The sequence below is a fragment of the Microbacterium sp. NPDC056052 genome (assembly GCF_042266785.1).
Taxonomy (GTDB): domain Bacteria; phylum Actinomycetota; class Actinomycetes; order Actinomycetales; family Microbacteriaceae; genus Microbacterium.
Genome location: NZ_JBHJWV010000007.1, coordinates 35,605 through 53,848, shown reverse-complemented (window position 1 = coordinate 53,848; position 18,244 = coordinate 35,605). Strand labels below are relative to the sequence as shown.

Here is an 18,244-nt window from a genome sequence, read left to right as displayed (position 1 = left end):
CTGTGGGGTCAGGACTCGACGACGACCTCGTCCGGCCGCTTGTCGGGACGGAGCCCCCGCCATCGGGCGTGGCGCAGCACGCCGTCGTCGGTCCAGTTCGCGAACTCGACCTCGCCGACGAGCTCCGGCCTCACCCACAGCGCGTCCGAGGCGTCCGCGACGGGCACGCCGTCGACGGACGCCGACGGCGTGCGCAGCGCCTCCAGCCGCGCGCCGAGGTCCTGCAGCACCCGGTCGGTGAAGCCCGTGCCGACCCGGCCGACGTAGCGCAGCCCGGATGGCAGCGCGGGTTCGGGGATCGCGAGCAGCAGAGATCCGATGCGCCCGGCGCGGTCTCCCTTGCCCGGCCGGATGCCGACGATCACGACCTCCTGCGCCCGGGTGAGCTTGATCTTGAGCCAGCGCGGGGAGCGCCCGCCCGACGCGTAGGCCGAGGCGGGATCCTTCACGACGACCCCCTCGAGGTCGAGTGCGGCGCTCGTGGCGAGGGCCGCGTCGACGTCGTCGAACACCGGCGGCACGAGCACCGGGGCGGGCAGATCCGCGGCGATCTGCTCCAGGAGCTCGCGCCGGTCGCGCAGCGGGAGCGGGGTGAGGTCGTGGCCCTCGAGGTGCAGGAGGTCGAACAGGTGGTAACGCACGGGGGTGCGGACGACCTCGCGCTCGATCTCTCGCGCGCGGGTGAGGTGCATCCGGTCCTGCAGTCGGTGGAAGCTCGGCCGGCCGGCCGCATCCAGCGCCACGATCTCGCCGTCGACCACGGCCTCGCCGACGGGGAATCCCGGCGCGCCGTCCGCGGTGAGCTCGGGGTAGCGGTCGGTGATGTCGGTGCCGCTGCGGGCGTGCAGCCGGAAGCGCCCTTCGGACCAGCTGCCGATCGCGCGAACACCGTCCCACTTGATCTCGGCCCAGCCGAGTCCCCGGGCCGTGCCGGGGGTTCCGCGTTCGGCCAGCATGGGGGAGTACACGGGGACGGGGGATCCTCCGGTTCCCCGAATCGGGGCTGGCCCGCGCTCGCGCGCGTCCGGCCGGGGCTCCGAAGGCGCATCGGTCGGAGTCGCGCGAGCCGGAGTCGCGCCGGCCGGAGTCGCATCGGTCGCGGCCGTGATCGCCGCGAACGGATCCAGGCCCCGCCCCGCGCGCTCGAGCACCTCGTCGAATCGCAGCTGACGGAGGTCCGGGTCTTCCAGCTCGGCCCAGGTGCGCGGGGCAGCGACCCACGGCTGCGGCCGGCCGCGCAGCGAGTAGGGCGCGATCGTCGTCTTCTTGCCGTTGTTCTGGCTCCAGTCCAGGAAGACCTTGCCCGCGCGCAGGGTCTTCGTCATGACGCTCGTCACGAGGTCAGGACGATCGGCCTCGATCGCGCGGGCGAGGGCGTGCGCGAAGCCGGAGATCTCGTCGCTCGTGCGATCGCCGGGGAGATGCGCGTACAGGTGGATCCCCTTGCTCCCGCTCGTGACGGGGACGGCATCAAGGCCCATGCCGGTGAGGATCCCTCGGGCGAGGAGCGCGACCTCGGCGCACTGGGTGAGCGTCACGCCGGGACCCGGATCGAGGTCGAGCACCAGCCGATCCGGGTTGCCGCGGCCGCCGCCTGGGGCGAAGCGCCACTGCGGGATGTGCAGCTCGATCGCGGCGACCTGCGCCATCCAGACGAGCGTCGCGACCTCGTCGACGAGCGGGTAGTCCTTCGCGCCGCCCGAGTGCGGGATCTCCTGACGCGGGATCCACCCCGGCGCGCCGGGTTCGAGCTGCTTCGCGAAGAAGGATCCCTGCGGATCCGCCGCGGTGCCGATGCCCTCCACCCAGCGCTTGCGGGTGACAGGGCGTCCGGCGACGACGGGCAGCAGCCGCGGGGCGATCCGCGCGTAGTAGTCGATCACCTCGCCCTTGGTGGTTCCCGTCTCCGGGTACACCACCTTGTCGAGGTTCGTCACGCGCAGCCGCCGCTCTCCGATGCGCACGAACTGCGGGCCGTCTGCCATGTGGTCACAGTAGTGCGCACGGAGGTATCCGTCGTGAGCGCCGGTGGTGTGTACTGGTGCCATGAGGACGATCTGGAAGGGCTCGCTCACCTTCGGCCTGGTCAACGTGCCGGTCAAGGTGTACTCGGCGACGGAGGACCACGACGTCGCGCTGCACCAGGTGCACGACGCCGACGGCGGGCGGATCCGGTACAAGAGGGTGTGCGAGATCTGCGGGCAGACCGTCGCCTACTCGGAGATCGATCGGGCCTACCAGGATGAGTCGCAGACCGTGGTGCTGACCAAGGACGACCTCGAGTCGCTGCCAGCCGAGCGCAGCCGCGAGATCGACGTCGTGGAGTTCGTGCCGTCCGACCAAGTGGATCTGCTGACGCTGGACAAGGCCTACTACCTCGAGCCGGATTCCACCTCGCCCAAGGCTTACGTGCTGCTGCGCAAGACCCTCGAAGCCACGGACCGCACCGCGATCGTGCGCTTCACTCTCCGCCAGAAGACGCGGCTTGCGGCCCTGCGGGTGCGCGGCGACGTGCTCGTGCTGCAGACCCTGCTGTGGGCCGACGAGGTGCGCGAGGCCGACTTCCCCGCGCTGCAGGAGGAGGTCACGGTCTCCGACAAGGAGCTGGAGCTGTCGGCGTCGCTCGTCGACGGGTTCTCCGCGGACTTCGATCCGAGCGCGTTCGTCGACGAGTACCAGGTCGAGCTGCGCGCGCTCATCGACGCCAAGATCGAGAAGGGCGAGGCCTTCGAGACCGAGGAGACGTTCGCGCCGGCCGAGAAGGGCGGCGAGGTCATCGACCTCATGGAGGCGCTGCGGGCGAGCGTCGAGAAATCGAAGGCCGCGCGGGCCGCGGCCTCCGCGAAGGGCGACGCGGACGGAGCCGCCCGCGACGCCGGCTGAGCCCGGGTCAGGTCTCCGGCTCGACGGCCGGGATCCCGGCAGCCGCCTCCTTCTTCGCCTTGCGGCGCTCGTTGAGGTAGTGCCAGACGGTGACCGCGAGCGTGAGCGCGACGACGCCGAGCAGGATCACGTCGATGTACTTGGTGACGAGATCCGCAATCCAGGGGATGTACGCGATCAGGTAGCCGACGTAGGTGAGTCCGAAGCCCCAGATGAGCGCGCCGATGAGGTTGTACAGGCTGTACTTGCGCCACGGCATGTGCCCGACGCCTGCGGCGACGGGCGCGAAGGTGCGCACCACCGGGACGAAGCGCGCCATGATCACCGTCAGGCCGCCGAAGCGCTCGAAGAAGTGGTTCGTGCGTTCCACGTTCTTCCGGCTGAACAGCCCGGACTCCTTGCGCTCGAAGACCGCGGGTCCGCCCTTGTGCCCGATCAGGTAGCCGACCTCGCCGCCGAGGAACGCCGCCAGTGCGATCAGCAGGCCGACCGCCCAGATGTCGACCCCGAACACGTGGTTCGTGTGGGTCAGCAGGCCAGAGATGATCAGCAGGGTGTCGCCCGGGAGGAGGAACCCGATGAGCAGGCCCGTCTCGGCGAAGATGATGAACAGCACCACGGCGAGTGCCCAGGGGCCGGCGCCGTTGATGATGACGTTCGGGTCGAGCCAGGGGATGAGGGCGGCGTGGTGCACAGGTGGTTCCCGTCCGTGGAGTCGTCGCTGGAATGACCGCCGAGATCTCGGCGTCCCTGAAGTCTAGAGCGGGCTCCGCCAGCAGTGCCTGAGAGGGTGCCGGGGGCTCGGCGCCGGCGGGGGCTCGACATAGACTGGGGATCGCCGCGCGGGAGTGGTGAAATCGGTAGACACGCAGGATTTAGGTTCCTGTGCCTTCGGGCGTGTGGGTTCGAGTCCCACCTTCCGCACACGGGCGCGTTCCCGGTGGCGGCCGCGTGGCCGGCCCCGGGAACGCGCGCATCCGTCAGCCGTGGAACTCGTGCGGATGCGGGCCGCTGCGGCCGTCGCGGTCCAGCGCATCGATCGCCGCGAGCTCGGTGGCGTCCAGTTCGAAGCCGAACACGTCGAAGTTCTCCGCGATGCGACTCGGCGTCACCGACTTCGGGATCACGACGCGCCCCTGCTGAAGGTGCCAGCGCAGTACCACCTGGGCCGGAGTGCTGCGGCCGTGCCGGGCGGCGATCGCCGCGATGGCAGGATCCTGCAGCACCGCGCCCTGGGCGAGCGGACTCCACGCCTCGGTCACCACGCCCGCCTCCGCATCCGCATCGATCACTGCGCGGTTCTGGAAGGCGGGGTGCAGTTCCACCTGGTTGACCGCGGGCACGACGGATCCGGTCTCGAGGATGCGCGTGAGATGTATGGGCTCGAAGTTCGAGACGCCGATCGCGCGCACGCGGCCCTGGGCGTACAGCGCCTCGAGTCCGCGCCAGGTGCCGGTGAAGTCGCCATCGCCGAGCTCGGGCCAGTGGATCAGGTAGAGGTCGAGCGCATCGAGGCCGAGCTTGTCGAGGCTCGCGTCGTAGGCGCGCAGAGTCGCGTCGTATCCCTGCTCGGCGTTCCACGCCTTCGAGGTGATGAACAGCTCGTCCCGAGCGATGCCGGACTCGGCGATCGCGCGGCCGACGCCGCGCTCGTTGCCGTAGATCGCGGCGGTGTCGATGCTGCGGTAGCCCGTCTGCAGGGCGGCGGCGACGGCCGCAGTGGTCTCGTCGTCAGGAACCTGGAACACGCCGAAGCCGAGCTGGGGCATCGCGATGCCGTTGTTGAGCGTGAGGGAGGGGACGGTCATGTCGTTCGTCTTTCTCTGTCGTTGCGGAGTGGAGGAGGGGTGGATCAGCGCGCGGCGACGGGAATCGGATTCGTGGCGGTGGGCGCGCTTGCGGGGCCGGGTCGTGCGGATCCGCGCCGGGCGAGCATCGCGGCGATGATCATCACGAGGAGCGCCAGTGCGGTGATCCCGGCGCCGATCCAGATGGGGGAGGTGTATCCGAATCCCGCGGCGATGCCGACTCCTCCGGCCCAGGCGCCGAGGGCGTTGCCGACGTTGAACGCGCCGATGTTGGCGCCGGAGGCGAGTGTCGGAGCCGAGGACGCGTAGCCCATGATCCGGGACTGCAGGCCCGGCACGGTGCCGAACCCGAAGCCGCCCATGAGGAACAGGGCGACGGTGGTCGCGGCGCCGTTCGACGCCACGAGCGCGAAGCCGACGAGCACGAGGACGAGAGCCGCGATGAAGACGATGAGGGTCGCGTCGATCGACCGGTCCGCCGCCTTGCCGCCCGCCCAGTTCCCGAGGAACAGGCCCGCCCCGAACAGCACGAGCAGCCAGGGGACCATGCCGGACGCGAAGCCGCTGACCTCGGTGAGCGTGTACGCGATGTAGGTGAACGCACCGAACATGCCGCCGTAGGCGAGCACCGTCACGGTGAGGGAGAGCCACACCTGGCTCGACCGGAAGGCGCCGAGCTCGTCGCGCAGACGCGTGGGGGCGATGTCATGCGCCGTGGGCACGAGCAGGGCGATCCCCGCGAAGGCGACGACGCCGATGATCGCGATCGCCCAGAACGTGGCCCTCCAGCCGAACTGCTGGCCGAGGAAGGTGCCGAACGGAACGCCGAGCACGTTCGCGGCGGTGAGGCCGGTGAACATGATCGCGATCGCCCCGGCCTTCTTCGCGGCGGGCACGAGCGAGGCGGCGAGGACGGATCCGATCCCGAAGAACGCGCCGTGCGTGAGGGCGGCGACGATGCGGCCCACCATCGCCAGGCCGTAGCCGGGGGCGAGGGCGGTGAGCGCGTTGCCGATGACGAAGAGGACGATGAGGCCGAGCAGCACGGGCTTGCGGGGAAGTCGCGTCGTGGCGGCGGTGAGGAACAGCGCGCCGACCACGACGCTCAGCGCGTAGCCCGAGATGAGCCAGCCGGCGGCGGCCTCGGTGACGCCGAAGTCGGCGGCAACCTCGGGCAGCAGGCCCATGATGACGAATTCGGTGAGGCCGATTCCGAAGGCGCCGAGGGCGAGGGCGATCAGGCCGAGAGGCATGGGGGAACTCCTGGTACAGTGAGATAGTTGCAGGCGCGGGTTGTTGCGTCGGTGATCACAATACTTGCACGCGCAAATAAAAAGCGCAAGCAACTACCTTTGGAGGATCCATGGGCATCGCCGATGACGCCGTCGAGATCCGCGCCCGCGGATGGCGCACGATGGCCGCTCTGCACGCCATGATCGAGGCCGAGCTGGAGCGTGCTCTGTCGACCGAGGCGGGGCTCTCCGTGGTCGAGTACACCGTGCTGGAGGCGCTGAGCCGGCAGGACGGCTGGCACATGCGCATGCAGCAGCTGGCCCGTGCCGCGGCGCTCAGCCCGAGCGCGACCACGCGCCTGGTGAACCGGCTCGAGGACAGGGGACTGCTCACCCGGATCCTCTGCGCCGACGACCGTCGCGGGATCTACACGGAGCTCACCCCGAGCGGGCAGAAGCTGTACGAGCGCGCCCGACCGGTGCACGACGAGACGCTCGAGCGCGTGCTCGCCGATGCCGCGGAGCAGCCCGAGTTGCTGCCGATGGTCGACGCGCTGCACGACGTCGCCCGCGTCGGCTGACGCGCGTCCGGCGCGCTGAGCCGCGGCGCCTGTGGATAACTTCCGAGGCAGCTCCGCGGATCCTGCGACGATGCGGGGATGAGCCCGACCACTGCCTCCGTCGCCGAGAGGGTGCGTGCGCGGCTGCGTGCCGAGCGGACGGATCCTTCGTCCCATCCCGATGAGGCGCGGCGGATCGCGCAGTTCGAGGTGCGCCGGCACAACGATCAGGCGCTCGCCCGCGGCACCGCCACGATCGATGACGAGGCGGCGTGCGTGCGGGACGTCCTCGCCGGTGTCGCCGGCTACGGGCCGCTGCAGCCGCTGCTCGAGGACGACACGATCGAGGAGATCTGGCTCAACGGCCCCTCACGCGTGTTCATCGCCCGAGAGGGGCGCAGCGAGCGCGTGCCGATCACCCTGACCGAGGCGCAGCTGCGCGATGTCGTGGAGCGGATGCTGCACTCCGCGGGGCGGCGGGTCGACATCGGGCAGCCGTTCGTCGATGCGTCCCTGCCGGACGGATCCCGGCTGCACGTCGCGATCGCGGATGTCGTGCGCGGATCGTGGGCGGTCAACATCCGGCGCTTCCTCCCGCGGTACCGGAGCCTCGACGCACTGGTGTCGCAGGGCATGGTCCCCGCATCGGTCGGTGCGTTGCTGTCCGACGCGATGCGCGCGGGCCGCAGCGTGGTGGTCTCCGGGCCGACGCATGCCGGCAAGACCACGCTCCTGGCCGCGCTCGTCGCCGAATGCGGCCCGCAGCGGGTGATCACCGTGGAGGAGACGTTCGAGCTGGGCGTGCAGGCACCGGATCTCGTGGCTCTGCAGGGGCGTCAGGCGAGCCTCGAGGGCACGGGGGAGATCACGCTGCGACGTCTCGTGAGGGAGGCGCTGCGGATGCGGCCCGACCGGCTCGTCATCGGCGAGGTGCGCGATGCCGAGGCACTCGATCTGGTGCTCGCGCTCAACACCGGCGTACCCGGTGCGGCCACCGTGCACGCGAACTCGGCTGCGGAGGCGCTCGACAAGCTGACGATGCTGCCCCTGCTCGCGGGGCGCAACATCGACCGGGCGTTCATCGCACCGGCGCTCGCCGCCTCCGTGCACCTCGTCGTGCACTGCCGTCGGGAGGAGGACGGCGCTCGACGCGTCGCCGAGGTGATCGAACCGCTCGGCATCGACGCCGCCGGGCGCATCACGCACCGCGTCATCCACACAGAGCCGGAATCGTATGCCGCTTCGGGCATGCTCAGTCGCAGGGGCGTCGCATGACCCTGTTGCTGGGCGCGCTGCTCGCTGCAGGCGTGGTGCTGGCGGTGTCTGCGTGGCTGTGGCCCGCGAGGGAACGCACGGTGCGCACTCCGCGCCGGGGCGCTGCGACCCGGCTGCTCCGGGAAGCCGGGTTCCGGTCGGATGCGCGCGTGCTCGTGGTGAGCGTCGTGGCGGTCGGGCTCGTGACAGGGTCCGTGGCGTGGTTGATGACGGGGACACCTGCCTTCGCCCTCGTGCTCGCACTCGCGGGCGCCGCGATGCCGGTCGTGTTCCTGCGCACCCGGCGTCATCGGCTGCTCCGGCTGCGGCGCGGGTTGTGGCCCGACGTCTGCGACCTGCTGATCGCGTCGATCAGGGTGGGGATGCCGCTGCCCGATGCCGTCGCCGCGCTGGAGGAGGCCGCCCCTGCGCTGCTGCGCCCCGCGTTCGCGGCGTTCGCGCGCGACCTGCACGCGACGGGCCGGTTCGACGCGGCAGCGGCGCAGCTCAAGGAGGCGCTCGCGGATCCCGTCGGAGATCGGATCGTGGAGACCTTGCGCATGGCGCGGGAGGTCGGCGGCACCGAGCTCACTGCGGTCCTGCGCGCGCTGTCGGGTTCGGTACGGGCGGAGGCCGCCCTGCGCGCCGAGGTGGAGGCCCGGCAGTCCTGGATCCGCGGCGCCGCCGTGCTCGGTGCGATCGCGCCGTGGGTGATCCTCGTGCTGCTTCTTCTGCGCCCCGAGGGCGCCCGCGCGTACACGACCCCCGAGGGCGTGGCGCTCATCCTCGCCGGTGCCGCGGTGTCCTTCGTCGCCTTCCAGGTCATGCTGCGCATCGGCCGCCTGCCGGAGCCACGGCGGTGGTTCCGATGAGCTCGCTGTCCGACATCGCCGTCTCGGTCCTGCTCGGCGGCCTCCTGGCCGCGGGGTTGCTGCTCACGCTCGCGGCCTTCCCCCGCTGGCGGTGGGCGAACCTCAGCATGCGGATCGCACCGTACGTCCGCGACGTCGCCGACCTCGTGGATCCGACCGCGCGGCTGCCGTGGCGGATGCCCGCCGGGGGATCCTGGACCGTGCGGATCACCGGAGCGTTCGCGCTGTTCGGCGGTGGTGACGCGGGCGTCGCGCGGCGGATGAGTCAGGCGGGGCTGTCCGGCGGATCCGGCGCCTTCCGCCGCCGTCAGCTGGTCTGGGTGCTGTGCGGACTCGGAGCGGGTGCCGGTGCGACGGTCCTGCTCGTGCTGATCGGTCGGCTGTCGGCGCCGGCCGTGTTCCTCCCGGTGATGTCCGCGGCCACCGCCGGAGCCGGCTGCGATGCGCTGCTCGGCGTCCGGGCGAAGGCGCGCGTCCGCCGGCTCACCGAGGAGCTGCCGACGGTGCTGGAGTTCCTGGCGCTGTGCCTGTCGGCAGGGGAGGGGCTTCCGGATGCGCTCCGCCGTGTGGGGCAGGCCGGATCGGGCGAGCTGAGCGGGGAGCTGCGGGGCGTGATCCTCGCCGTCAACACGGGATCCTCGCTCGCCGATGCGCTCGGCGAGTGCGGGCAGCGGCTGCAGGTCCCGCCATTGACCCGCGCCATGGATCAGGTCATCGCCGCTCTCGAGCGCGGCGCCCCGCTGGCTGCGGTGCTGCAGGCGCAGGCATCGGATGCGCGCGACGAGACCAAGCGGGATCTCATCGAGCGGGCCGGGCGCAAAGAGATCCTCATGATGCTCCCGTTGGTGTTCCTGATCCTCCCGCTCAGCGTGCTCTTCGCGGTGTTCCCCGGTGTCTTCATTCTGCGGCTCGGCATCGGCTGACACCGTCCTCGTCTTCCGCCTCTTCGAAGGGAACCCCTCATGTCCGCAGATCGCCTGTCGCTCCGTCCCTCTTCGCTGCGTCTCGATGCGCGCGAGGACCCGGAGCGCGGAGACGTGCCCGGCTGGGTCCTGATCACACTCATGACCGCCGGGCTCGTCGTGCTGATCTGGGCCGTCGCGGGGCCGGCGCTCACGAACCTGTTCGAGCAGGCGATCGCGCGTGTGAGCGGACTCTGACACGCCATGCGTCATGTTGCGGGACGGATCGGCAGGATCGATGACCGAGGATCCAGCCCGGTCGAGTTCGTGCTCATCGGCGCGCTGCTGACCGCGCTCACGCTGGGCGTGCTGCAGTTCGCCCTGGCGGTCTACGTGCGCAACGTCGTGCACGACGCCGCTGTCGAGGGCGCGCACGTCGCGGCCCTCGCCGACACCGAGCCCGGTGAGGGCGTGCAACGCACCCGGACGGTGATCGGGCGCGCCATCGGAGCGGACTACGCGCAGGGTGTGACGGTGCGCGAGACGACCGTGCTGGGCATGCCGACGATGGAGGTCACCGTGCGCACGACGCTGCCGCTCATCGGGTTGCTGGGAGTGCCCTCGGGGCTGGAGGTGGTGGGCCGTGCTCCGGTGGAGTCGTTCACAGATGAGGGGTGACCTCGCCGGTCCGGCATCGGACGAGACCGGATCCGCGGCGCTCGAGTTCATCGGGCTCGGGGTGATCCTGCTCGTGCCGCTGGTGTACCTCGTGCTCGCGCTCGGCGCGATCCAGGGGCAGATGCTGGGGGTCGAGTCCGCGGCACGGCACACGGCGCGCACGACGAGCGCAGCGAGGGGTTCGGCCGAGGCCACCGCTCGGGCGGATGCCGCCGTGCGGTCCGCGATCGAGGAGTACGGGATGGACGCGGCCACCGTCGACGTCGCCATCCGATGCGCTCCGGTCGCCGCCGAATGCCCGGCTGCCGGCGCGACTGTCGTGGTCACCGTGACGGCGGAGGTCGCGTTGCCGTTCGTGCCGCCGGTGCTCGGCCTGGATCGCGTAAGCAGGGTGCGGGTGCAGGCGTCCTCGGCCTACAAGGTCTCGCGCACCTGGACGGACGGATGAGCGCGGTGGGGGCAAAGGAGCATCTGCTCGACGACGACCGTGGCAGCACGATGCCGCTCATCCTGGGCTACCTCGTGCTTGCGATCGCCGTGATCTACGTGTGCGTGTGCGCGACGGATCTGTACATCGCGCAGAAGCGACTCGACTCCGTGGCAGATGCGGCCGCGCTCGCCGGAGCCGACGGCTTCCGCCTGCAGGTCGAGGGCGAGGCGATCCGCGCCGAGCTCGACGATGGTGAGATCGCGGATCAGGCGAACGCGGTGATCGGGATCGTCGGCGGCGGCGCAGAGCTGGTCTCTGCAGGCAGCCCCGACGGGCGCTCGGCGCGGGTGACGGTGCGCGCGGCGTGGTCGCCCCCGCTGCTCAGCGAGCTCGTACCGTCGATGGTCATGATCCAGTCCACCGGCACCAGTCGCACGGCACTGGAGTGACGTCGGTGCGGAGGCGGTACGGGCTGCTGTCAGGCCGCGGGCCGCCGGGGCACGAACCGCGGGATCCACCGCAGGAACCCCACCGCGCCGAGCACGCCGATTGCGCCGATGACGGCGGCGCCGATCGCGAGGGAGCTGATCGCGGCGATGCCGGAGAACAGCAGGGGAGCGACGGCGCCTCCGGCATCGGTGAGCGTGCGCCAGGAGCCGAGGAACGCCGCGGGCTCCGACTGCGGGGCGACGTCGGCGCCGAGCGTGAGCAGGATGCCGCTGGAGAGGCCGTTGCCGACGCCGAGCACGGCGGCGATCATGCCGAACCAGAGCACGTTCGTCGATGCATCGTGCGTGAGCGAGAGCACGAGGAAGCCCGCCCCCATCAGCACCATCGCCGGCAGCGCGGCCCAGAGCCGGCCGAAGCGGTCCATGACCTGGCCGCTCGCGTAGAAGAGGGCGAAGTCGATCGCGCCGGAGACGCCGACGACCAGCGCGATCGAGGAGGCGTCCAGGCCGATCGAGACGCCCCACAGCGGCAGCACCACCTGCCGGGCCGAGCGCACCGCCGACAGACTCGCCGCGGCGAGGCCGAGGCGGCCCAGCACGTCGCGGTTGCGCCACATCGTGCGGAACACGCCCGCGCGTTCGATCGTGGGGATCGACCCGCTCACCGGCTCGCCGGTGTCCTCGACCGCGTCCGGCGCGCGGTCGGCGGCCGCGGCCTGCGCCTCCGGATCCGGCCCGAACAGCACGAGCAGGATCAGCGCGACCAGCAGGACGGCGAAGAACCAGAGGGTCGCATTCTCGGTGTGGAACAGTGCGAGCAGCGCGGCGGCGAGGAAGGGGCCCACGAACATGCCCGCACGGAAGGATCCGCCGAGCAGCGACAGCGCTCTGGCGCGGAACTCGAGCGGCACCCGGGTGGTCATGAAGGCGTGGCGGGCGAGGCCGAACGCCGCGGCCGACATGCCGACCACGAACACCGCGATCGTGAACACGACGAGGCTCGACGCCAGGGCTCCCGAGATCACCCCGATCAGCGAGAGCATACCCGCGATGACCATCGTGAGGCGTTCGCCGACCTTCGCGACCAGCCAGCCCGCGGGGATGTTGCCGCACAGCTGTCCGACTACGAGGGCCGAGGCGATGAGGCCGGCGGAGGCGAGCGACGCGCCCCGGCTCGCCGCGATCACGGGGATGAGCGGCAGGACCGCGCCTTCGCCGAGCGAGAAGAGCAGCGTCGGCAGGTACACCATCGGGCCGAACTTCCAGAGCACTGAGATCGACCGTTCCGCCACGTCTCCACGGTAGACCCGTGCACCGTCCGAGGCGGAGCGGCCGAGTCGTTCAGAACGGCGCAGGCGCGGAAGTGCGGAACCCGGTCGGCGTGATGACCTGAACCGTGCGCTCCTCGGGGCGGGTGCGATACCTCGCTCGCGTGCGATGTCTCAGGCGATGATCCCGGGGGCAGAGGGGCCGCAGCAGGCGGATATCGGTGGTCCCGCCGTCGGCCCAGGGACGGTCGTGGTCGATGTCGGCATCGAGCGCAAGGCGGGTGCAGCCGTCGCGGGAGCAGGTGCCGTGCTGCAGGATCAGCCAGTCGCGCTGCGCCCGGGTAGGACGGTAGGTGCGGCGATCCATGTCGACGATGACGCCCTTGACCGGATCCGTGATGACGCGGTGGAAGGATCCGGCGTCGAGGAAGATCTGCGCGGCCGTGAGCGGGTCGATGGGACCGACGCCGACGATCTCCGCCTGCTCTGCCGGAGGACGCTCGCCCGCGAGCAGCTGCACGGGCACCGTGACGAACACCTTCGTCGTCACCGCCGTCGGGGTGCCGTCGCCCTTCAGCCAGGCCGCGGCGAGGTCCGCACGGAGCTGATCCCGCGTGCGGTCGCCCCGCTCCGCCTTCTGCATGTGCTTCGCGGTCGTCGAGAGCCGGTGATAGGCGGCGTGCAGGTCGGCGGTCGGACCGTAGATGCTCAGCCACGACATGCCGTCACCGGCTTCGGTCAACGTCACCGCCCTGTCCTCCATCGCCCGCGCATGATGGCGCACGGTGCGGTCGCCGAGCAGCCTGTCCACGAGGGTGCGGACCTTGCGCCGCAGCATCGCCGGAGGGCAGGTCAGCACCCAGTCGGCGGCCGCCTCGTCGGCGGCCGCGATCGCCGTGAGCGCCTCCGCCCGGACGTCGTCCGGTGCATCGATCGGCGCCTGAAGCACCCGCACGCGAGAGACGACGTCCTGTACCGCCGCGGGGGAGGCGAAACCGGAACGAGCGCGTTCCCAGACGTTCGGCAGCAGCGTCATCGCGAATTCGGCGGTCGCCTGCATGGTGCGCACCTGGTCTTCGGAGAGCTGCAGCCGCAACGCCATGTCCAGCACCGCCGCCCGCTCGGCGAAACCGGGATCCGCGTCGGCCGTGTAGAGGTCGGGGTGTCGGCGCGCCAGTTCGATCACCTCGAGGATCCGCTCCGCGCGCAGAGCCGCCCGGCGGTTCACCTCATGGTCGTGGCGGGCGAGATCGCCCAGCACGAAGCCGACGATCTCCGCCGCGGACGCGAGTCGCGGGGCCGGATCGTCGATGTTCTCCATGATCCGAGTATAGTACAAAAGTGCGAACAAAGCCAGGGTTCGACGCCTGCCCCGGCGGTCGTTCCCGGCCTCTTCCGGAGGGGGAGAGGCCGATGGGTCGTCAGGGCGTCGCCGCGCGCGATACTCTGAGGTGCCATGCTCGAACTTGATCTCTCCGCCGAAATCGCGGCCCTCCGTCAGACCTTCGGCGACATCCGCGAGGTCGCCGACGTCGAGGGGCTCCGCGCCGACATCGAACGCCTCAGCGAGGAAGCCGGCGCGCCCGACCTCTGGGACGATCCCGAGAAGGCCCAGAAGGTGACGAGCGCACTCAGCCACCGCCAGGCGGACCTGAAGCGCGTCACCGAGGTGGAGCAGCGTCTCGACGACCTCGAGGTGCTCATCGAGCTCGCCAACGAGATGGAGGATGAGGACTCCGCCGCCGAGGCGCGCGCCGAGCTCGCCTCCCTCACCGAGACCGTGAACCAGCTCGAGGTGCAGACCCTGCTGGACGGCGAGTACGACGAGCGCGCCGCGATCATCACGATCCGCTCCGGCGCGGGCGGCGACGACGCCACCGACTTCGCCGAGATGCTGCTGCGCATGTACCTGCGCTACGCCGAGCGCCACAAGTTCCCCGTCAAGATCATGGACACGTCCTACGCCGAGGGTGCGGGCATCAAGTCCACGACGTTCGAGGTCGACGCGCCGTACGCGTTCGGCACGCTCTCGGTCGAGGCCGGCACGCACCGTCTCGCCCGGATCAGCCCGTTCGGATCCGCCGACAAGCGGCAGACGTCGTTCGCCGCGGTCGAGGTCATCCCGCTCATGGAGGAGGCGACCGAGGTCGACATCCCCGAGGGCGACATCCGCGTCGACGTGTTCCGCTCGTCCGGCCCCGGCGGCCAGTCGGTCAACACGACCGACTCCGCCGTGCGCCTCACGCACCTCCCGACCGGCATCGTCGTCTCGATGCAGAACGAGAAGTCGCAGATCCAGAACCGCGCCGCCGCCATGCGCGTGCTGCAGACCCGCCTTCTGCTGCTGCAGAAGGAGGAGGAGGCTGCGAAGAAGAAAGAGCTCGCCGGCAACATCACCGCGAGCTGGGGCGACCAGATGCGCTCCTACTTCCTCTACGGCCAGCAGCTCGTGAAGGACCTCCGCACGGGACACGAGTCGGGCAACCCGGCGACCGTGTTCGACGGAGACCTGGACGGCTTCATCTCCGCGGGGATCCGCTGGCGCAAGCGCAAGGATGACGACGACTGACCTTCGGTATCGTCGATTCAGCGACTTTCCAGGGCGTGGCGTCCGCGCGTGTCATAGGGTGGTGACCCGATGGCTGTGACACGGAGAACCCCGATGACTGTGACACGGAAGACGGCGGCCGGCTGCGCGATCGCGGCGCTGATCGTCCCGGTGGCGGCGACGGCTGCGTACGCCTTCGCACCGGGAGCATCGGCGTCCCCGGCGCACACGGTGTCGCTCGTCGTCGCGCCGCAGACCTACACGGTCGCGTCCGCCGCGCAGGAGCCCGGTACGACGAGGGCTGTCTTCGACGTGCTGTACACCCCGCCGGCGCCGGTCGTCGAGCCGAGCGCCGCACCTGCGCCCGCCGCGAGTTCCCCGACGTCCGTGGCATCCGCGGCTCCGGCGCAGGAGTTCTCCGGGGACGCGGTCGTCGCGTACGCGCAGACGTTCGTGGGCGTCGTCCCCTACGGCTGGGGCGCGGATCCGAGCGACTCCTTCGGCTGCGACGGGCTCGTGCAGTACGTGTACGGGCGCTTCGGCATCAGCCTTCCCCGCGGCGCCGACAACCAGGCGGCGCTGGGCACGGTGATCTCCGCCGACGAGGCGCGCGCCGGCGACCTGGTGTGGTGGCCCGGCCGGCACATCGGCATCTGGGACGGCGCGGGCGGCATCATCGACGCGCCGGACTGGGGCCGCTACGTCGAGCACCACGCGCCCTGGGCGAGCTCTGGTCCGCCGATCTTCATCCGGCTCTGACGCGCGAGGACCCATCCCAGGCACCTCATAGCCGGGGAACCCGCCGGGGTGGGGTGTCGCTCGCGGGCTGCGTGCGGTGCCCGTTTAGGCTCGACACGCCATGATCCGATTCGAGAACGTCACCAAGCGCTATCGCGGCACCAAGCGTCCCGCGCTGTCCGGGGTCGATTTCGAGGTGCAGCGAGGCGAGTTCGTCTTCCTCGTCGGCGCGTCGGGATCCGGGAAGAGCTCCTGCCTGCAGCTGATCCTCCGTGAGGAGTCGCCCACGTCCGGCCGCGTCGCCGTACTCGGGCGCGACCTGAAGTCCATCGCGAACCGCAAGGTCCCGTACTTCCGCCGCAGCATCGGATCCGTCTTCCAAGACTTCCGCCTGCTGCCTTCCAAGACCGTCTACCAGAACGTCGCCTTCACCCTGCAGGTGACCGGCGCCTCCCGCGGATTCATTCAGCAGGCGGTGCCGGAGGCGCTCGCGCTCGTCGGTCTGAGCGGCAAGGAGAAGCGCCTCCCGCACGAGCTCTCCGGCGGTGAACAGCAGCGCGTGGCGATCGCCCGTGCCATCGTGAACCGTCCGCAGATCGTGCTCGCCGACGAGCCGACCGGAAACCTCGACCCCGGCACCTCGGTCGACATCATGCAGCTGCTCGCCCGGATCAACGCCGGCGGCACCACGGTGCTCATGGCCACGCACGAGGCCGCATTCGTCGACCAGATGCAGCGCCGCGTGATCGAGCTGCGCGACGGCGAGATGGTGCGCGACGAGGTCGGCGGCGGCTACGGCGACACGTCCAACGTCCCGCGCCTGGAGCCCGAGGCGATCCGCGGAGCCGCAGCCACCGCCGCCCTCCAGACCGTGCGCGAGGTGCACCGCCAGACGGAGGCCGCGATCGCGGATCCGGGTTCCGCGCCCGCTCCGGCCGTGGACCACCACGCGGCGGCAGCGACCGCCGCACCGCAGCAGGCGACGGTCAAGCCGTCCGACGACGCGCGTCCTGCGACGCATCCGATCACGATCCCCGCCGTCGACCTGGCCGAACTGGGCGTGGCGGACCGGCTCGGACTCGATACCGGCGACGACGAGGAAGTGGGTCCGACGTCATGAGGTTCGGACTCATCCTCGGCGAGGCGCTCACGGGCCTGCGCCGCAACGCCTCCATGGTCATCTCGGTCGTGCTCGTCACGTTCGTCTCGCTCACCTTCGTGGGCGCGGCGATCCTGATGCAGGCGCAGATCGGCACGATGCGCGCCTACTGGCAGGACCGCGCCCAGGTCGCGATCTACATGTGCTCGTCGGTCTCGACGTCGCCGGGCTGCATCGGCGGCACCGCGACGGAGGACCAGATCAAGGCCGTGCAGGCGGAGCTCGACGGCTCCACCCTCAAGCCGCTGATCTCCCAGAGCAGCTTCCAGACCGCCGACCAGGCCTATCAGGAGACCCTGAAGCTCGTCGGCAAGGACTATGCCGGCGTGCTCACCGCCGATCAGGTCAACGCGGTCTTCAAGGTCAACCTCAAGGACCAGACCCAATCCGCCGTCATCGCCGACGCCTTCAGCGGCGTCAAGGGCGTGGACGAGGTCAAGGACCAGCTCGAGTATCTGGATCCGCTCTTCAACGCCCTGACCGTCGCGACCTACATCGCCGTCGGGATCGCGGTGCTGATGCTGATCGCCGCGGTGCTGCTGATCGGCACCACGATCCGATTGTCGGCCTACGCGCGACGGCGGGAGATCGGGATCATGCGCCTCGTCGGCGCCTCGAACAGATTCATCCAGACCCCGTTCGTCCTGGAGGGCGTCTTCGCGGCCGTGATCGGATCCGTGCTCGCGAGCGCCGCGGTGCTGTTGGGCGTGCACTTCGGCGTGCAGGACTACCTCACCAAGCGGGTCTCCTTCATCACGACCTGGGTCGGGCTCAACGAGGCGATGCTCGTGGTGCCGGTGCTCATCGGCATCGGCGTGATCCTCGCCGCGCTCAGCGCCGGGTTCGCGATCCGCCGCTGGCTGCGCGCCTGAGCCGACCGTGCGGCAGGAGCCCTTCCGTGTATAGACTGGCGGGCTGGCCTTCTCGGGCCTGACCGGCGCGTGCCGGATCCGTCACACGAACAGCAGGAGACAACCATGCCCAGGGAACGCGGGGAGAAGGTCATCGCGACCAATCGTCGCGCACGTCACGACTACAACCTGGAGAAGTCGTACGAGGCGGGGCTCGTGCTCACCGGCACCGAGGTGAAGTCGCTGCGCCAGGGGCGTGCGAACCTGACGGACGGATACGCGTTCATCAAGGGCGACGAGGCGTTCCTCGACGCCGTGCACATCCCGGAGTACTCGCAGGGGCACTGGACGAACCACTCCGCCAAGCGGATCCGCAAGCTGCTGCTGCACAAGGAGGAGATCGCGAAGCTCTCGCACGCGGTCTCCGCGGGCGGCTACACGCTCATCCCGCTGCGGCTGTACTTCTCCGACGGGCGCGCCAAGGTCGAGATCGCCCTCGCGAAGGGCAAGCGCGAGTACGACAAGCGACAGGCCCTGCGCGAGCGTCAGGACTCCCGCGAGGCGGAGCGCGCGATGCGTTCGCGCAACCGCCTCGGGGAGTAACCCACGCCA

At 70.6% G+C, this 18,244-nt stretch carries 20 protein-coding genes and 1 tRNA gene; 15 read left to right on the top strand and 6 right to left on the bottom strand.

The features are described 5' to 3' along the window. Positions 1 to 8: 8 nt before the first annotated feature. Complete coding sequence (gene ligD / locus ACFC1J_RS14055) at positions 9 to 1,985, bottom strand: non-homologous end-joining DNA ligase (protein WP_375907147.1); 1,977 nt, start codon at positions 1,983 to 1,985, stop codon at positions 9 to 11. Positions 1,986 to 2,046: 61 nt separating this feature from the next. Here ligD and ACFC1J_RS14050 point away from each other — a divergent pair, with 61 nt between their 5' ends. Further along, on the top strand, positions 2,047 to 2,883 hold the full coding sequence (locus ACFC1J_RS14050) for a Ku protein (protein WP_375907144.1): 837 nt from the start codon (positions 2,047 to 2,049) through the stop codon (positions 2,881 to 2,883). A gap of 7 nt (positions 2,884 to 2,890) precedes the next feature. On the opposite strand, the gene ACFC1J_RS14045 is transcribed toward ACFC1J_RS14050, so the two are convergent. Then, positions 2,891 to 3,577 (bottom strand): DedA family protein, encoded by a 687-nt coding sequence (locus ACFC1J_RS14045; protein ID WP_375907141.1) that lies wholly within the window; start codon positions 3,575 to 3,577, stop codon positions 2,891 to 2,893. Between the two features lie 148 nt (positions 3,578 to 3,725). On the opposite strand from ACFC1J_RS14045, the gene ACFC1J_RS14040 reads away from it, so the two are divergent. After that, positions 3,726 to 3,807, top strand: a tRNA-Leu gene (locus ACFC1J_RS14040). A gap of 56 nt (positions 3,808 to 3,863) precedes the next feature. On the opposite strand, the gene ACFC1J_RS14035 is transcribed toward ACFC1J_RS14040, so the two are convergent. Both ACFC1J_RS14035 and ACFC1J_RS14030 read right to left on the bottom strand, forming a co-directional pair. Next, a complete protein-coding gene (locus ACFC1J_RS14035; protein WP_375907138.1) occupies positions 3,864 to 4,691 on the bottom strand; it encodes an aldo/keto reductase in 828 nt (275 codons plus the stop codon). 44 nt (positions 4,692 to 4,735) lie between these two features. Next, positions 4,736 to 5,944: an MFS transporter gene (locus ACFC1J_RS14030; protein WP_375907135.1), complete on the bottom strand. Its 1,209-nt coding sequence runs from the start codon at positions 5,942 to 5,944 to the stop codon at positions 4,736 to 4,738. Positions 5,945 to 6,054: 110 nt separating this feature from the next. On the opposite strand from ACFC1J_RS14030, the gene ACFC1J_RS14025 reads away from it, so the two are divergent. From ACFC1J_RS14025 to ACFC1J_RS13990, 8 genes are all read left to right on the top strand, one after another. Continuing rightward, complete coding sequence (locus ACFC1J_RS14025) at positions 6,055 to 6,504, top strand: MarR family winged helix-turn-helix transcriptional regulator (protein ID WP_375907132.1); 450 nt, start codon at positions 6,055 to 6,057, stop codon at positions 6,502 to 6,504. Positions 6,505 to 6,582: 78 nt separating this feature from the next. After that, the gene (locus ACFC1J_RS14020) at positions 6,583 to 7,758 is read left to right on the top strand and encodes a CpaF family protein (RefSeq protein WP_375907130.1); all 1,176 of its coding nucleotides are present in this window, start codon (positions 6,583 to 6,585) and stop codon (positions 7,756 to 7,758) included. Then, positions 7,755 to 8,609: a type II secretion system F family protein gene (locus ACFC1J_RS14015; RefSeq protein ID WP_375907128.1), complete on the top strand. Its 855-nt coding sequence runs from the start codon at positions 7,755 to 7,757 to the stop codon at positions 8,607 to 8,609. The genes ACFC1J_RS14020 and ACFC1J_RS14015 overlap by 4 nt, the downstream gene beginning before the upstream one ends. Next, positions 8,606 to 9,532: a type II secretion system F family protein gene (locus tag ACFC1J_RS14010; protein WP_375907125.1), complete on the top strand. Its 927-nt coding sequence runs from the start codon at positions 8,606 to 8,608 to the stop codon at positions 9,530 to 9,532. The genes ACFC1J_RS14015 and ACFC1J_RS14010 overlap by 4 nt, the downstream gene beginning before the upstream one ends. A gap of 39 nt (positions 9,533 to 9,571) precedes the next feature. Next, entirely contained in the window at positions 9,572 to 9,769 is a 198-nt protein-coding gene (locus ACFC1J_RS14005; protein WP_375907122.1) for a hypothetical protein, read from the top strand. A 6-nt stretch (positions 9,770 to 9,775) separates the two neighbouring features. Next, complete coding sequence (locus ACFC1J_RS14000) at positions 9,776 to 10,189, top strand: TadE family protein (RefSeq protein ID WP_375907119.1); 414 nt, start codon at positions 9,776 to 9,778, stop codon at positions 10,187 to 10,189. After that, on the top strand, positions 10,179 to 10,637 hold the full coding sequence (locus ACFC1J_RS13995) for a TadE family protein (RefSeq protein ID WP_375907117.1): 459 nt from the start codon (positions 10,179 to 10,181) through the stop codon (positions 10,635 to 10,637). The genes ACFC1J_RS14000 and ACFC1J_RS13995 overlap by 11 nt, the downstream gene beginning before the upstream one ends. 5 nt (positions 10,638 to 10,642) lie before the next feature. Then, positions 10,643 to 11,068: a pilus assembly protein TadG-related protein gene (locus tag ACFC1J_RS13990; protein ID WP_375907114.1), complete on the top strand. Its 426-nt coding sequence runs from the start codon at positions 10,643 to 10,645 to the stop codon at positions 11,066 to 11,068. 29 nt (positions 11,069 to 11,097) lie between these two features. On the opposite strand, the gene ACFC1J_RS13985 is transcribed toward ACFC1J_RS13990, so the two are convergent. Continuing rightward, entirely contained in the window at positions 11,098 to 12,318 is a 1,221-nt protein-coding gene (locus ACFC1J_RS13985) for an MFS transporter (protein WP_375907734.1), read from the bottom strand. A gap of 91 nt (positions 12,319 to 12,409) precedes the next feature. Continuing rightward, entirely contained in the window at positions 12,410 to 13,657 is a 1,248-nt protein-coding gene (locus ACFC1J_RS13980; protein WP_375907111.1) for a DUF222 domain-containing protein, read from the bottom strand. Between the two features lie 135 nt (positions 13,658 to 13,792). Here ACFC1J_RS13980 and prfB point away from each other — a divergent pair, with 135 nt between their 5' ends. From prfB to smpB, 5 genes are all read left to right on the top strand, one after another. Further along, positions 13,793 to 14,905 (top strand): peptide chain release factor 2, encoded by a 1,113-nt coding sequence (prfB, locus tag ACFC1J_RS13975; RefSeq protein ID WP_375907108.1) that lies wholly within the window; start codon positions 13,793 to 13,795, stop codon positions 14,903 to 14,905. Positions 14,906 to 14,998: 93 nt separating this feature from the next. After that, entirely contained in the window at positions 14,999 to 15,643 is a 645-nt protein-coding gene (locus ACFC1J_RS13970) for a C40 family peptidase (RefSeq protein WP_375907105.1), read from the top strand. A gap of 100 nt (positions 15,644 to 15,743) precedes the next feature. Beyond that, complete coding sequence (gene ftsE, locus ACFC1J_RS13965; protein WP_375907102.1) at positions 15,744 to 16,742, top strand: cell division ATP-binding protein FtsE; 999 nt, start codon at positions 15,744 to 15,746, stop codon at positions 16,740 to 16,742. After that, the gene (gene ftsX / locus ACFC1J_RS13960; protein WP_375907099.1) at positions 16,739 to 17,653 is read left to right on the top strand and encodes a permease-like cell division protein FtsX; all 915 of its coding nucleotides are present in this window, start codon (positions 16,739 to 16,741) and stop codon (positions 17,651 to 17,653) included. The genes ftsE and ftsX overlap by 4 nt, the downstream gene beginning before the upstream one ends. Positions 17,654 to 17,758: 105 nt before the next feature. Further along, a complete protein-coding gene (smpB, locus tag ACFC1J_RS13955) occupies positions 17,759 to 18,235 on the top strand; it encodes an SsrA-binding protein SmpB (protein WP_375907096.1) in 477 nt (158 codons plus the stop codon). Positions 18,236 to 18,244: the final 9 nt, after the last annotated feature.

Excerpts from the sequence above, each read along its gene's own strand:
- ACFC1J_RS14000 (WP_375907119.1), top strand. The coding sequence starts at position 9,776 with ATGCGTCATGTTGCGGGACGGATCGGCAGGATCGATGACCGAGGATCC.
- ftsX (WP_375907099.1), top strand. The coding sequence starts at position 16,739 with ATGAGGTTCGGACTCATCCTCGGCGAGGCGCTCACGGGCCTGCGCCGC.
- smpB (WP_375907096.1), top strand. The coding sequence starts at position 17,759 with ATGCCCAGGGAACGCGGGGAGAAGGTCATCGCGACCAATCGTCGCGCA.
- ACFC1J_RS14005 (WP_375907122.1), top strand. The coding sequence starts at position 9,572 with ATGTCCGCAGATCGCCTGTCGCTCCGTCCCTCTTCGCTGCGTCTCGAT.
- ACFC1J_RS14025 (WP_375907132.1), top strand. The coding sequence starts at position 6,055 with ATGGGCATCGCCGATGACGCCGTCGAGATCCGCGCCCGCGGATGGCGC.
- ACFC1J_RS14010 (WP_375907125.1), top strand. The coding sequence starts at position 8,606 with ATGAGCTCGCTGTCCGACATCGCCGTCTCGGTCCTGCTCGGCGGCCTC.
- ligD (WP_375907147.1), bottom strand. The coding sequence starts at position 1,985 with ATGGCAGACGGCCCGCAGTTCGTGCGCATCGGAGAGCGGCGGCTGCGC.
- ACFC1J_RS14035 (WP_375907138.1), bottom strand. The coding sequence starts at position 4,691 with ATGACCGTCCCCTCCCTCACGCTCAACAACGGCATCGCGATGCCCCAG.
- ftsE (WP_375907102.1), top strand. The coding sequence starts at position 15,744 with ATGATCCGATTCGAGAACGTCACCAAGCGCTATCGCGGCACCAAGCGT.
- ACFC1J_RS14015 (WP_375907128.1), top strand. The coding sequence starts at position 7,755 with ATGACCCTGTTGCTGGGCGCGCTGCTCGCTGCAGGCGTGGTGCTGGCG.
- ACFC1J_RS13995 (WP_375907117.1), top strand. The coding sequence starts at position 10,179 with ATGAGGGGTGACCTCGCCGGTCCGGCATCGGACGAGACCGGATCCGCG.
- ACFC1J_RS14020 (WP_375907130.1), top strand. The coding sequence starts at position 6,583 with ATGAGCCCGACCACTGCCTCCGTCGCCGAGAGGGTGCGTGCGCGGCTG.
- prfB (WP_375907108.1), top strand. The coding sequence starts at position 13,793 with ATGCTCGAACTTGATCTCTCCGCCGAAATCGCGGCCCTCCGTCAGACC.
- ACFC1J_RS13970 (WP_375907105.1), top strand. The coding sequence starts at position 14,999 with ATGACTGTGACACGGAAGACGGCGGCCGGCTGCGCGATCGCGGCGCTG.
- ACFC1J_RS13980 (WP_375907111.1), bottom strand. The coding sequence starts at position 13,657 with ATGGAGAACATCGACGATCCGGCCCCGCGACTCGCGTCCGCGGCGGAG.
- ACFC1J_RS14050 (WP_375907144.1), top strand. The coding sequence starts at position 2,047 with ATGAGGACGATCTGGAAGGGCTCGCTCACCTTCGGCCTGGTCAACGTG.
- ACFC1J_RS13985 (WP_375907734.1), bottom strand. The coding sequence starts at position 12,318 with ATGGTGTACCTGCCGACGCTGCTCTTCTCGCTCGGCGAAGGCGCGGTC.
- ACFC1J_RS14030 (WP_375907135.1), bottom strand. The coding sequence starts at position 5,944 with ATGCCTCTCGGCCTGATCGCCCTCGCCCTCGGCGCCTTCGGAATCGGC.